18 protein-coding genes and 1 riboswitch are annotated in these 12,591 nt (G+C 53.6%); of the genes, 4 read left to right on the top strand and 14 right to left on the bottom strand.

The window, feature by feature from the left end; translation table 11 throughout:
- Nucleotides 1–102: 102 nt before the first annotated feature.
- The 9 genes from AB1598_04440 to AB1598_04400 all read right to left on the bottom strand — a co-directional run bounded on the left by AB1598_04440 (nt 103) and on the right by AB1598_04400 (nt 5,672).
- Entirely contained in the window at nt 103–543 is a 441-nt protein-coding gene (locus AB1598_04440; GenBank protein MEW6144250.1) for an SgcJ/EcaC family oxidoreductase, read from the bottom strand.
- A 48-nt stretch (nt 544–591) separates the two neighbouring features.
- Nucleotides 592–1,497 (bottom strand): alpha/beta hydrolase, encoded by a 906-nt coding sequence (locus AB1598_04435; protein MEW6144249.1) that lies wholly within the window; start codon nt 1,495–1,497, stop codon nt 592–594.
- Nucleotides 1,498–1,603: 106 nt separating this feature from the next.
- Nucleotides 1,604–1,978 (bottom strand): VOC family protein, encoded by a 375-nt coding sequence (locus tag AB1598_04430; GenBank protein ID MEW6144248.1) that lies wholly within the window; start codon nt 1,976–1,978, stop codon nt 1,604–1,606.
- Nucleotides 1,979–2,070: 92 nt separating this feature from the next.
- Nucleotides 2,071–2,508, bottom strand: coding sequence for a nuclear transport factor 2 family protein (locus AB1598_04425; protein ID MEW6144247.1), 438 nt, complete (start codon nt 2,506–2,508; stop codon nt 2,071–2,073).
- Nucleotides 2,509–2,647: 139 nt separating this feature from the next.
- A complete protein-coding gene (locus AB1598_04420; protein MEW6144246.1) occupies nt 2,648–3,139 on the bottom strand; it encodes a TIGR03618 family F420-dependent PPOX class oxidoreductase in 492 nt (163 codons plus the stop codon).
- 100 nt (nt 3,140–3,239) lie between these two features.
- Nucleotides 3,240–3,662 carry a GFA family protein gene (locus tag AB1598_04415; protein MEW6144245.1) on the bottom strand — a complete coding sequence of 141 codons (423 nt, stop codon included), beginning with the start codon at nt 3,660–3,662 and terminating at the stop codon, nt 3,240–3,242.
- A gap of 42 nt (nt 3,663–3,704) precedes the next feature.
- Nucleotides 3,705–4,271 carry a dihydrofolate reductase family protein gene (locus AB1598_04410; GenBank protein MEW6144244.1) on the bottom strand — a complete coding sequence of 189 codons (567 nt, stop codon included), beginning with the start codon at nt 4,269–4,271 and terminating at the stop codon, nt 3,705–3,707.
- Nucleotides 4,272–4,281: 10 nt separating this feature from the next.
- Entirely contained in the window at nt 4,282–4,731 is a 450-nt protein-coding gene (locus tag AB1598_04405; protein ID MEW6144243.1) for a DoxX family protein, read from the bottom strand.
- A gap of 59 nt (nt 4,732–4,790) precedes the next feature.
- The gene (locus AB1598_04400) at nt 4,791–5,672 is read right to left on the bottom strand and encodes a haloalkane dehalogenase (protein MEW6144242.1); all 882 of its coding nucleotides are present in this window, start codon (nt 5,670–5,672) and stop codon (nt 4,791–4,793) included.
- A 403-nt stretch (nt 5,673–6,075) separates the two neighbouring features.
- Here AB1598_04400 and AB1598_04395 point away from each other — a divergent pair, with 403 nt between their 5' ends.
- From AB1598_04395 to AB1598_04385, 3 genes are all read left to right on the top strand, one after another.
- Nucleotides 6,076–6,237: a hypothetical protein gene (locus AB1598_04395; protein ID MEW6144241.1), complete on the top strand. Its 162-nt coding sequence runs from the start codon at nt 6,076–6,078 to the stop codon at nt 6,235–6,237.
- Between the two features lie 495 nt (nt 6,238–6,732).
- Nucleotides 6,733–7,266, top strand: coding sequence for a dihydrofolate reductase family protein (locus tag AB1598_04390; GenBank protein MEW6144240.1), 534 nt, complete (start codon nt 6,733–6,735; stop codon nt 7,264–7,266).
- A 22-nt stretch (nt 7,267–7,288) separates the two neighbouring features.
- Nucleotides 7,289–7,504, top strand: coding sequence for a DUF2892 domain-containing protein (locus AB1598_04385; GenBank protein MEW6144239.1), 216 nt, complete (start codon nt 7,289–7,291; stop codon nt 7,502–7,504).
- 30 nt (nt 7,505–7,534) lie between these two features.
- Here AB1598_04385 and AB1598_04380 read toward each other — a convergent pair whose 3' ends face one another.
- The 5 genes from AB1598_04380 to AB1598_04360 all read right to left on the bottom strand — a co-directional run bounded on the left by AB1598_04380 (nt 7,535) and on the right by AB1598_04360 (nt 11,008).
- Nucleotides 7,535–7,690, bottom strand: a complete 156-nt coding sequence (locus AB1598_04380) for a hypothetical protein (GenBank protein MEW6144238.1) — start codon at nt 7,688–7,690, stop codon at nt 7,535–7,537.
- Between the two features lie 66 nt (nt 7,691–7,756).
- Nucleotides 7,757–8,194: a hypothetical protein gene (locus AB1598_04375; protein MEW6144237.1), complete on the bottom strand. Its 438-nt coding sequence runs from the start codon at nt 8,192–8,194 to the stop codon at nt 7,757–7,759.
- A 109-nt stretch (nt 8,195–8,303) separates the two neighbouring features.
- Nucleotides 8,304–8,389: riboswitch (cyclic di-GMP riboswitch) on the bottom strand.
- Nucleotides 8,390–8,542: 153 nt separating this feature from the next.
- Complete coding sequence (locus tag AB1598_04370; GenBank protein MEW6144236.1) at nt 8,543–9,190, bottom strand: nuclear transport factor 2 family protein; 648 nt, start codon at nt 9,188–9,190, stop codon at nt 8,543–8,545.
- Nucleotides 9,191–9,263: 73 nt separating this feature from the next.
- Nucleotides 9,264–10,325 carry an NAD(P)-dependent alcohol dehydrogenase gene (locus tag AB1598_04365; GenBank protein ID MEW6144235.1) on the bottom strand — a complete coding sequence of 354 codons (1,062 nt, stop codon included), beginning with the start codon at nt 10,323–10,325 and terminating at the stop codon, nt 9,264–9,266.
- 401 nt (nt 10,326–10,726) lie between these two features.
- Nucleotides 10,727–11,008, bottom strand: a complete 282-nt coding sequence (locus AB1598_04360; protein ID MEW6144234.1) for a hypothetical protein — start codon at nt 11,006–11,008, stop codon at nt 10,727–10,729.
- Nucleotides 11,009–11,363: 355 nt separating this feature from the next.
- Here AB1598_04360 and AB1598_04355 point away from each other — a divergent pair, with 355 nt between their 5' ends.
- Nucleotides 11,364–12,590 carry an efflux RND transporter periplasmic adaptor subunit gene (locus tag AB1598_04355; protein MEW6144233.1) on the top strand — a complete coding sequence of 409 codons (1,227 nt, stop codon included), beginning with the start codon at nt 11,364–11,366 and terminating at the stop codon, nt 12,588–12,590.
- The last annotated feature ends 1 nt before the right edge of the window (nt 12,591 follow it).

The raw sequence follows: 12,591 nt of genomic DNA, 5'->3' as shown, positions 1-12,591 counted from the left end.
AAAAATTAATATAACCCGCCCCCGTATATCACCCCGAATAATTATACGCAGTCCCGATTACCCGAACTACCGAAACTTTCATGGGCCGCCGGACATTCAGCGCTAAGGCTTCAGGTCGAAAAGCGCCTGGTTCGTCGACATATCTATGGGCACGGAGTGGTGATCGTGCACGATCATCCATTTTCCGTCCAGTTTCCTGTAGCAAACGGTCCCGCGCGCCCACATATCCATCTTTTTTCCGTCAGTCATAGTTCCCCAGAAGCGGTAGAGTCCGTGGCTGAACGCCATGTCGTCGCCTGCGGTGATTCTGAGGTCGCGGACCTCGCATTCTATAGGGCCCTCGAAAGCCGGCAAGCACATATCCCAGATCTTCCTGTATGCCTCCTGCCCTTTGTGTTCGAGCGGCGGAATGATATCGAAGAGCCTTATATCGGGAGCGTAGAACGACATTATAGCGTCGATGTCTCCCCCACGCATGGCGTCTCTCCAATCGTCGATAAGCTTTCTGATCTCCGATTCCTTATTCGTCTTGTTTATGCCCATGATTTTTCTCCTCAATAAAATTTGTTTCTCGTCAAACAATGTTTCCTCTCACTCGTTAGTAATTTTCATATGCCTGGGCGACGGCATAGGCGCGTCGAGAAACGCCTCGACCATCGTGACCAGCCAGTCGGAACGCTCCACGAGTGCCATGTGATCAGTGCCCGGCAGCACCGCGAGCTGTGAATTCGGGAGCAGGCGGAACATCCGCACCGCGTGCTCGGGGCGGACGACGTCGGCATCCCCGACTATGACAAGAGTCGGCGCATCGATCGACTGAATGTCCTGAGGGGGCCAGTCCTTAAACTCAAGCATACGTTTCACGCACTTGGCGAAGAACGCGGGAAAGTCTTGCGGATTCGGTGCAACACGGAGATAGGCGTCCCGCAATTCCGGGGGCATGTCCTCCGGGGTCGCACGCTGCATAGACTCCCAGAACTGCGGATAAAGTCCGTCGCGCTCGAAAATGGCCGAGGCGACAACCAATTTGCGCACGATCTCCGGATGCCGTATTGCGACTTGCAGAGCGATACTTCCCCCGTTGCTATAGCCGAAGAAATCAGCCCGATCGATATTGAAATGCTGAAGGAGTGTCGCGGCGTCGTCAGCCGACTGCTCGAAGGTAAACGGGCGATCCGCAATGTCCGCCGTGTGGCCGTGTCCCTGCTGCTCGAATGCGATGACCTGCCTTGTCCGTGCAAAAGACCGGAGAACCTCTCCGAAGGAGGTATCGATCGTCGATCCGCCTCCGTGAAGCAGCACGAGCGGCGGATTCCGGCCGTTAGAAGCGCCGTGAACCTCGTAATACATTTTGAGGCCGTTCACGGGAGCGTAACCCCGCTTCTTGAGCGTATCGACCGCGCCGTCGTCAGCCTCTTCACCCGATTTGCATCCCACGACAAGGGCCAACGTTAAGATCAGGATGAACGTGTTTAAGGTCTTGAGCCCTGTGATCATTATTAATTCCCCTTTCCTACAATCTTGCATCGTCCGGCTTATACGGTGAATGAGCAAGCGCTTTCCGGACGCTCGTTGATTTTACTGCAACTGTGATATTAACTTATCACTCTTCCAGCACTGACAATATATTTCCCGCGGGGTCTTTGAACCAAGCTATCTTGGGCCCTTCACCGCGGAATATGCCTTTTTCGTCCGTCTTGATCTCGTCCAGGTCGTAAATCTCGAACCGCACGCCGCGCCCGGTCAATTCCTTCACCGCCTGTTCGATATCGTCCACGGGGAAATTAAGAATCGTAAAAGTCGCCGGAGTATGATTAGGCTTGGGATAAATCAATATATTCGCGCCGCCCGCAATGTGCAGGTTTAACATGCCGTGCGATTCCGAAACCTCGAGCCCGAGCGTTTTGCCGTAAAACCTCTTGGCTTCTTCTATTTCGTTTACAGAAAAACCGCTGAATGCCTTTGTGTTTTTGAACATCCGTCGGCCCTCCCGTTAAAACTCCGTGCGATTTTACCTCCGCTCATTTTCTTACGCGGCTCATACAGTGCCGTGAACTAAACCCCCGGACGCTAGGGCTTGAGATCGAAGAGTGCCTTTCCGCTTTCCATGTCGAAAGGCGCCGAGTAATGCTCGTGCACGACCTTCCATTCTCCGTTTACCTTGCGCCAGCAAACCGTCGCCCGCATCCACGAGGCTTTTTCCTCGCCGCTCTCGTCAGTTCCTCCGCACCATGTAAGGCAATGGCTGAAGGCAACGTCATCGCCGGCCGTTATATTCAGGTCACGCGTCTCGAAGATTATCGGGCCCTGACAGAATGAAAGACACGCTTCCCAGTGTTTCCTATACTCATCAGCCCCCTTGAATTGCAGCTGGGCTATGGCGTCGAAGGACACGATGTCCGGTGCATAGATGGACATAATCCCGTCGAGGTCCTTGGCGCGGAATTTCACCGCCCAGTCCTCAATTTGCTTCCGGATTCTGCTTTCTTCAGTTTTATTCGTGCTCATGGTCACTCTCCTATGTGTTTATTCACATACATACGACGAACGGGCGGGCGGTTTCAGGACACTTCGGATAATTTTTTGTCAGCTCAAGCAAGCAGGCTCGAATGCCATCGATATATGCAAGTCGAAGAGAGAATCCTCATCAATCAACCTGATGGAACCACTTCTCGGGCGTCTGTCTCAGTATGCCGCCGAAATACTGGTCGTCGAGGCTCTTGAAATCCCACGACCCCCAGGAACGGGGCGTGATACAGATAACGACTCCGCCGCCCGCCGAAAAGCCCGGCCCTACCCTCGGGTCCTCTAGGCCGGCTTTCGTTATATACCGCTTGAGAATTTTCGCGGCTATCTCGCCCGACCGCTCTCCGCCGATTATCTCCGCTGTCCCCGACGCGCTCACCCAGAGCTCGTCTCCCTGCCTACGTCGGCTGTCGACTACAATCGAAGCCTGCGGACGGGCGGCGGCGTTCCTGGCTTTCCGCGCAGAGGGAGAGGACTCCACGTAAAAGCGCCCGTCCTCGAAGAGGTACCACACCGGCGTGAGGTGAATAGTGCCGTCCTCGTTGAGCGTCGCCAGTGTTGCGTAGTGACGCCCGTTCAGGAACTCCCTCATGGAATCGGTTAACTCAGACATGTTTGGCCTCCTGATACTGGATTTGATCTACTTCCTGCAAACTTAAAGAGCGAACTCCCAAGCCTTTACCGCTGATTGACCCTGCCTCGCATCGTAAGATTCACAATTGCCTGACCTCGTCGGGACGAGACTCCCAGTCGTCGTTCTTACCGTCTTCATACCGGACAGGCGCTTCCGAGAGCTCGGCAGGCGCCGCATCGTCTAGGCACGCGACGTTGACCGCGTAGTATTCGCCCGACAGAGTCTCGCCGCCGAAAGTAACGTCGAGGAACGCCCTGCCGAACGGCTTCACGCCGCAGCGGCCGCAGAAGAGGTGGTGTATCGTGTTGCTCCCGAACTGGTAATCCGTGAGCGCTTCTTCTCCCTCTATCAGCCTGAACGCGTCAGCCTTGATGAGAGCCTTCCAGAACCTGGTCTTGGCGCAGATAGAGCAGTTGCACTTGCTAGTGCCCTGTGCAAGGTCTATCTCGCATTCGAAGCGGACGGCGCCGCAGTGGCAGCTCCCGTGGTATGTTTTCCTCATAAGTTCTCCGATGATCTTGATCTCATAAACACCCCGTCAAGACTAACTGCTCCTTTCAGCCGGCTCATAGCATATGAGCACGAGACCGCTCCCGAACGTCCTCGTGCATAAATGTTTCAGTCCGAGTCTGTTATCTATCCCACGGAACATCGACTTTCCCCTGCCCAGAACGACCGGATTGACGAAGATCCGGTATTCGTCTATCAGGCCCGCCGGCGCGAGAGACGATACGATACTTCCGCTGCCGAATATAACCATGTCCTTTCCCGGCTCCCGTTTCATTCTCGCGACTTCACCCTCAATATCGTCCTTCACCAGCCTGGAATTCTTCCACTCGACTCTATCGAGCGTTCTCGAAAAAACGACCTTGGGCAGGTTGTTCATCGCGTCGATGATCGCCTGATCATTTTCCGTAGCCGACGCCGCAGGCCAGTAGCCCGCCATGAGCTCATAAGTTACGCGTCCGAATAAAATCGTGTCCATAGATCCGAGTTGATCCCTGCAATAGCTTTCGAGCTCTTCATCCCAGCCGAACCAGTCTATTTCCCCGTTCGGCCCCGCAATGAAGCCGTCGAGCGATATCAGATTCGATACGATCACTTTTCTCATGATGTCGCCGTTAAACGCGCTTGAAGACCGCGCTCTCCTTTCTCCCGCTGAGAAGCTGTGCGTCGAGGCTGTACGCCATAGGCCCGGCCAGGAGGATGACGATCGAACTCACCATCATGCTGAAGGGGTACGAAGCCCCCGCCATGAAGCCGTTCGGGAGCGTCACGATCCCGGCCACGAGCATATTTATCGTTATGGCGAAGGCGGCGGGCCGGGTAAGCAGCCCGACGATCAAGAGAAACCCGCCGATGAACTCTGTGTAGCAGCTAAGGTAAGCGAGCAGCGGATGAATTCCCATATTTGTGACGAAGATATTGATTGTGGCATCCATCCCCATGCCGCCAAACCATCCCATGACCTTCCCGGCGCCGGCCACGAAGAGTATGATACCGACCGCGAGGCGCAGGAGCAGCATAGAGACGTTAAGGAGTGTCGTATTAGTTTCACTCAGCAGCTTCATGTTCGTATCCTCTTAATTAGATTCTATTCAGAGCTAATTTCGCGAAATATCCCCTGACGCTATCGCAAGCCGCCCAAGAAATCAACAAGTGCGAGACCTATCTCTGCCGGCGAATCCTCCTGGACATAATGTATTCCCTTCACCGTGACTTCCCGCTGGTTAGGCCAGGTCCGGCAGAAATCGCGGTTCCGGCCAGCAAGGATCGCACCAGGCTCTGCAGAGATGAAAAGCTTCGGTATCGCGCTCTTCCCAAGCCACTCGCCGTAATTCCTGACAATCGCCACTACATCCGGCGGCTCGCCCTCTATCGGCAGCTCGCGCGGCCAGGTGAGCGTCGGCAGCCGTGAATCGCGGTCTTTAAACGGTGCGCGGTATGCTTCCATTTCCTCGTCGGACAGCTTCCGGATAATGCTCTTCGGCAGTATGGTCTCCACGAAGAAATTGTGATCGAGGACCATCCCCTCGCCCTTGTCCGAGCGGAGGGCGCGGAACATCTCATCAACACCGGCCGGGAAGTCGTCCCACTTGAGCGGTTGAACAATAGCCTCCATGTATGCTATGGCCCGCACCTGATCAGGATTGCGGAAGGCCCGATAAAACCCCAGGGCCGATCCCCAGTCGTGTACGACGAGGGCGACGTTTTTCGCCAGGTTTAAAGCGTCGAACCACGCATCGAGATAACGGACGTGATCCGCGAAGCGATACGCACGGTCCGGAGATTTCCCGGACTGTCCCATCCCCACTAAATCAGGTGCCAGGCATCGACCTGCTTTCTCAAGAAACGGAATTATGTTTCTCCAGAGATAGGACGATGTCGGGTTCCCGTGCAGAAAGACTATAGGATCACCTTCGCCGACATCGACATAGCTTATTTCGGTATCGAGAACCCGGACACGTTTCCGGGTGAGGACATCAATGCTTGAAAACTGCGATACGGACATTTCAAATGCTCCTTTTGTTTCTTCTCACTCGTTGGTAGTTTTCAGCTGATCGAACCGTGGAATGGATTCGTCGAGAAACGCCCCGATCATCGAAACCCGCCTGTCGGAGCAGCAGCGTTTCAGTCAGCGGCTTCATGTTAGTATCCTCTTAATTAGTTAGATTGTTTTCGGACAGTTTCGATTCGGTCATGCCATTTCTCCAATAATTAGAGTCCGCTTCATTCATACGACGAACGATCTGGCGAACGAAGGACAGTTTAATCGATATTTTTCATACACCTGAGTACTTTTTCATAAAATGAGGGACAGCCGGGGCATATACAGATAAAAAAACCTCTTACATTACCGGCCCGGAAATGTTAAAATGTATTTACATATATGTCATCAGGCAGGGGAGGTGATTTTGGTGAGGGAAGACATAGATATAAGACTCTTAGACTACTTCTATTTCAGCCATTCCGAAGTTGAAAAAGCCAGCAGCCTGGTCGTAATCCAGGAAGGAACAGAATCAGGCGCAGATGAATCAGAAGAGAGGCATTCGGCCGAATCGAACGACAAGCATTAGAGCGGATGTAAGTTAAAAATTATTTCCGGTCCTGGCTTAACTTTCTGAAAAGAACAGAAACAGGAATTCTTTAATTGCTTCTGCCAGTCGCCCACCCGTACTAAAAAAACTTTCACCCTGATAAAACGACTGGCAGATCGCGTCTCGGTATGAAACTATATCGACCGTCCGATCCGTTGATCACCACCTTCGTCGCGTCGCAGCAGGAGTCTCCAGCCGTAAACAAGCAGCGGTAATTCCTTACACAGTCGTTACAGCAGAGCATAAAATAAAAAACGTTAGCACGATTAAATAGTTACTTATTTCCGTCCTCATCCGCAATTTGTTATACCTTTCTTTCCTGTTCTAAATACGGATCAAATTCTCAGGATCAATGGGGCTTTATTGTTTTACGGCCGGTACCGCCGCCACTACAAAATCACGCGTCGTATATGTTATGCTATTATTTGTTGCTCCGATAAAATCTAATAAGATCGGCAAGGTGCGGCCTTAAACATGGAACAAATCATGAATCCCTCCTTTATATTGTACTCCGTATGCAGCGTGGACGGCTATATAGCCAGGGAGAACGGCGACGTCGACTGGCTCTCGGAATGGCCCCCCGCCACGGCCGGGTGCGGAGAGATCCTGGATTCCGTCGATGGGTTAGTGATGGGAGCCAGGACATACGATCATATATCGGACACGGGTAAATGGGCTTACGGCAGCAAACCCTGCCTCGTCCTCTCCAATGTCGCCCGGAAGCCCTTCCGTGAATGCGTGGAATTTTTTACGGGGAAAGTGGAAGATGCGGCAGAGCTGATGCGGCAATGGAAGCTGAAACGCGTATGGTTAGTCGGTGGAGCGAGCACATTCACCCAGTTCCACAGGAAGAAGCTTATCGACGACTACATCATCGCGATCGTACCGATAATACTCGGCTCGGGGACCCCTCTGCTCCGGGCCTGCGACATCGAGGTCAGGCTCAAGCTTGTCACGAGCCGCGCATTCGAGACCGGACTCGTGCTAAACCATTACAGAAGGATATAACTTCAGGGAAGGAGGAAAAATCATGAGACCCGCAAACGTCGACCGCCTCGTTTTACGTATAGCCGGTATCTTCGTCCTCGCAAGCCTCGCGTTAGGTTACTTCGTCCACCCGGCGTGGTTTCTGTTCACGGCCTTCGTCGGACTCAACATGTTCCAGGCTTCTTTCACAGGGTTCTGCCCCATGGCAATCGTATTGAAGAAAGCGGGCGTGAGGGCCGGTACTGCGTTTTGCGAGTGATTAATCGCAAGTGAGACTATTTACGGTTCATCACGGAGAAAAAATATGAGCTGCCGCGGATTCCGTCCGGTTGCCGGCGAGCGGCGCTTCAATTAGCCGCTTGGTCAGATCGCTCGGCTTGGCGAACTCCCCCAACCTTCCGAGGACGTATGCGGAGTAGAACACGGCCCACTCTTCGTGTCTCACGCTCCCGAGCCTTGTCAGCTCGTATTCGCGGGGAGTCGTGTCCCTTAGACATGGGCGCCCGCTTCTTCAGCTCTCGGTCATCGACCAGATAAGCGCAAGCACCTCGGTGACGTTCACAACCGACCCTCCGCCGATGTCGGCGGTGTGGACCTCGATCGTCTCGCCGAAGATGTTGTATACCGGCCTCTCCGCCGTTCCCTGCAGGCTGTGCCTCAAAAGATCAATGGGACGCTCAGCGTCGCCGAAATCCTCGTGCCAGGAATTAAAGGCGACCATGTCGCGGGTCGTCCTGTGCTGGACTATTGCCCGCGCCCTGTATTTTCCCTCCGCCGTGACCCATTCTATAGTGGAGAACGGCCAGAGGTCATACTCCGTCACCTCGGGCTGGAAGTTGTAGTTACTCTTCTCCCCTACTACGGAACTGAATTTAATGCCGGCCAAATCGAACGCAGCGCCGCCCGCCCCTTTCGCCGACATTTTCGGAATGCCTTTCTTACGTGCCATTGCCTACCTCCTCTGCCGATTTATTCAAGGGCAGACCGGTTCCGGAGACGGGGTGCAAAGGAGAAATTCGGGGAAGGTGCGTGCAGTCGTTCGACTTAATCAGGTTCACTATAGCAATCCAGCCGCCGTAAACGGAATGTCCTTAGGCCTGTGACTTTGCGTCCCATTCTTTCAAATGGTTTGCCCTTCTAGTTGATATTCATTTTAATATATGTCCCGCAGCTGTGTCAATCGGTCAGCTGATGCAGAAAAATGACTTGGGACGTATTCGGCGCGGGATTCCGGCAGCGGAGAGGATTAGAACCTCAGCGCTAGCGGCCCCGGCCGATCGAGGGAATAATAACCTGTTTATTTTTCCGATACCCGTTCCCACAGCTCCATGAACTCGATGGCATCGAAAAACGCAACCACCTTCACAATTCGTCCGTCTTTCATGGTCATGTACCATGAATAAGTGTTCTTATATGGTTTCCCGTCTTTGGCTGTGGCGGTTCCGTCCCACAATGCAATCACCATGTCTCCGTCCGCATAAATTCCCCGCACAGTCGGGACTATTCCCGCGCTCAATCGTTCGTTAATCGGCGTTATCGCTTCATCCAGGAATTGCTGGCGGCTGGTGTAAGTTTTGGAGATGGGGCTTCGGCCGGTGATAGTCCATTCCGCATCTTCAGTCAGGAGGTCGAAAAAGCTGCCCGTACCGTTTGCCCATTTGGCAAATCCCTCCCTGACTATCTCTTTATTTTTGTCTTCCATATTATCGGTTTCCTCCTCGGACTGCGCTATAGCCTCTGCAACAACGAATGTGGGTACCGCTTTTAAGCTATTTTGTAGTTTTAGATTTGCCACATCGGTCGCGTCAGGGACCACGGCTGCTGCAAATAAGGCCGAACATATCAACATCCCGCCAGCTGTTGTGGTAGATATGGACCTCAGAGCGGGTTCGCAAATCCGGGATTTGATATTTTTAATAAATAGACTGATAGCGGCTCTGCTCATAGTCGTAACCTCATAAAAACATTAAAAACCTCCCCCGAGTGCTGAATTCGGCAGGCGAGAACATAGCCGCGTTCTAATAAGTAATGACCGCGCGTCCTATTATGTCGCCGTCACGGAGCAATTCCAGGTTCTCGTTTATATCCTCGAACTTGATTTTTTTCACGGTGTGCTTGACCATACCCTTCTCGGCCAATGCCACAACCTCGGTCAGGTCGTTATAGTTGCCCCAAAAAGAGCCGTGATACGTGAACTCCCCCACGACCAGCGGAAAGAGAGGAATGTCTATGCGGTTGCCGACAAGACCGACTGAGACGTATGCGCCTCCCCTCGCGAGCAATCCGAACCCGGTCTTGATCATCGCTTCCGCACCCGCACAGTCTATAACAGCGTCGATGTTCCTGTGGCCGGTCGCACTGATAAGCTCTTTACGGATATCGTCTGTAGATTTCCCTTTGACATTGATGACGTGGTCCGCTCCGTACTCCCTGGCCACGGCCAGCTTCTCCTCATTCCTGGCGAACGCGACCACAGTCGCCCCGGACGAAAGAAGCTTCGCGTATTGAACCGCGTATGTCCCAAGACCGCCCACGCCGAAAACCGCCAGGACCCTGTCCGGCCCGAGGACGCCTGCGTCCCGGAGTTTCTTTATTCCTCTGTAAGGCGTCAGACCCGCGTCTGTGAGAGGCGCGAGCTCTTCGGGTTTCAATTTATATTTTTTTTCGATACGGATGAGATAGTTGTAGGGGATAGGGACAAATTCCGCGTAACCGCCGTAAGGGCCGAACCCCGGCCATCTTCCATTCTCGCATATATGCGTATTGCCTTCGTGACACAACCGGCAGACGCCGTCTCCCATTCCGCCGACGACAACGACCAAGTCTCCCTCCTTCAATCCGAAGCTTTCAGGCACGAGACCACCTATCTTTTCCACATATCCTGCGATTTCATGACCGGGAGTTAGCGGAAACGTTGGCGTATGGTAATCCTTAAAATAACCATCTACTAACTGCCAATCCGTACGGCACATCCCGGCCGCCGCGACTTTTATTAAAACCTCATCTGCGGCGAAATCCGGAACCTTTACATCCTCAAGCACAAGCGGCTGCTTGAACCCATGCATTCTTGCTGCGCGCATATCTACGACCTCCTTGCATATTTTGGATTTGACGAGTTAATACACGCTCCTATTTTGTCGAATGGAATAGAGTCGATTTCTCCCGTTAACGGCGAATCGGCCGAGACACCGCCGGTCAAATATCACTGGTCGGTTTCTCTATCCGTCCGTATAAATTTCCTCCAGATTAGATTTATCTCCAATTTGTGCGGATGTGCGGGAGGTCATCCGTGAAAGGCTTTATTTATTTACGATACCAAACCAAATTGGAAAAACAACATTGCTTAACTATGTCTTAATATTCCGCTTGTGTTCGATGCAAGTTACAGCTGAATCCGAAAGCTGTATTCAGTGTGCAATAATAACTCTGATGCGGATAATTTTTTTCGTGGAAACTTTCTAGCTGCTGGAAGATTCGAACCTCAGCACTTGAGGCCCCGGCCGATCTCGGAAAGTACATGAGCGGCCGCGGATTCCGCCCAGTTGTCGGTGAGCGGCGCTTCACCGAGCCACCTGGTCAGATCGCTCGGTTTGGCGAAGTCCCCCAACCTTCCGAGGACGTATGCGGCGTAGAACACAGCCCATTCCTCGTGGCGCACGCCCCCGAGCGCGGTCTGCTCGTATTCGTGATGAGCTAAGCCCGCCGCTCCGAGCGCTTCCGTGAGCTCTCCCGCGGTCGGTAAGCCAGATGTATGATCGGTCATGGAGACATTATATCAGGGACAGCCGCGGTTGTTGAATTTCTCCTGGGCCGAAGCCGATTTCAGGGATGAGGAATTAAACGGAATCTTTCCTTCGACGCACCGCATCGTATCAAGTATGACACAAGGAGCGCCGCGCATTTGCACGGTTCCGGGAAGAGCGGGGAGCGCGCAGGGCTGCCCCGCCGCGGCACCCGTCGAATTAACCTTATAATTACAATTATCTTGACACGCCCGGACTGGGCTGGTAGGTTCTATGTAAGTAAGTACTTACTTACAATGTACCGTAATTATTGAAAATTAACGATGAAATTTACGCTGCGTTATCACTAAAACATAATAAAAGGATACGAAGAACATGAAGATTTCGCCTGCAAGCCTCATATTGTTCATACTCGCATCCCTCGGTCTCTTCCTCTACGGCTGCAAGCAGGGGGAGGCCCCTCTGCCCCCTCCGCCGACGGTTACCGTGAGCAAGCCCGTGGTCAAGGATGTCGTGGAGTGGGACGAATATACGGGGCGTCTCGAATCAGTCGACACGGTCGACGTGAGAGCGCGCGTAAGCGGTTATCTGGAATCCATACACTTTAAGGACGGGCAGACGGTAAAGGCTGGCGACCTTCTATTCGTAATCGACCCGAGGCCTTACCAGGCGGAGCTCGACCGCGCCCGGGCAGAGCTCAGGCTCGCAGAGGCCCGTCTCTCGCTCGCGGAGAACGACCTCGTGCGTGCGAAGAAGCTCGTGAGCGCGAGGGCTATATCCGAAGAAGAAGCTGACACGAGGGCGTCTGACGAGCAGGTGGCGCGCGCAACGGTCGAGCAGGCCAAGGCAGTCGTAAAGGCGGCCGAGCTCGACGTGGAGTTCACGCAGGTAAGGGCCCCCATAAGCGGACTCATCAGCAGGAAAAACGTCACGGTCGGCAACCTCATAAACGGCGGCACGGGCGGCACGCTCCTTACGACGATAGTTTCGCTCGACCCGATCTACTGCTATTTCGAGGCTGACGAGCAGTCCTATCTCAGGTACACGAACCTCGAGCAGGAAGGTGTGAAGCCCGACACGAGAGAGGGTCAGAACCCGGCCTACATGGAGCTCTCGAACGAAACGGACTACCCCCACAAAGGTTACATAGACTTCATAGACAACAGGCTCGACCCGAATACGGGGACTATCAGGGGGAGAGGCGTATTCTCAAACCCGGACGGCACGCTCACGCCGGGGCTATTCGCCCGGATGAAGATCATGGGCAGCGGGCAGTACAAGGCCGTGCTCGTGCCCGACGAAGCCGTCGGCAGCGACCAGTCGCAAAAGTACGTCATGGTAGTCAGTCCCGAAGACATGGTCGAGTACAGGCAGGTCACTCTCGGACCCAGGGTGAACGGGCTCAGGGTGATAAGACAGGGCGTCGCGCCCGGGGACAGGATAGTCGTCAACGGGCTTCAGAGGGCCATGCCCGGGACCAAGGTAACCCCCGTCGAAGAAGACATAGTCGTCAAGGAAAAGAACTTCCTCACGCCCGGACTGCCGTCAAAGGAGCCTCAGCAAAACGCCACACAAGCGCCAGAGAGCAATACTGGAGGATAAT

The sequence above is a fragment of the Thermodesulfobacteriota bacterium genome (genome assembly GCA_040754335.1).
Taxonomy (GTDB): domain Bacteria; phylum Desulfobacterota_D; class UBA1144; order Nemesobacterales; family UBA2774; genus 2-12-FULL-53-21.
Note: the sequence above shows the minus strand (reverse complement) of the source record. Positions and strands in the feature narration are given on the sequence as shown.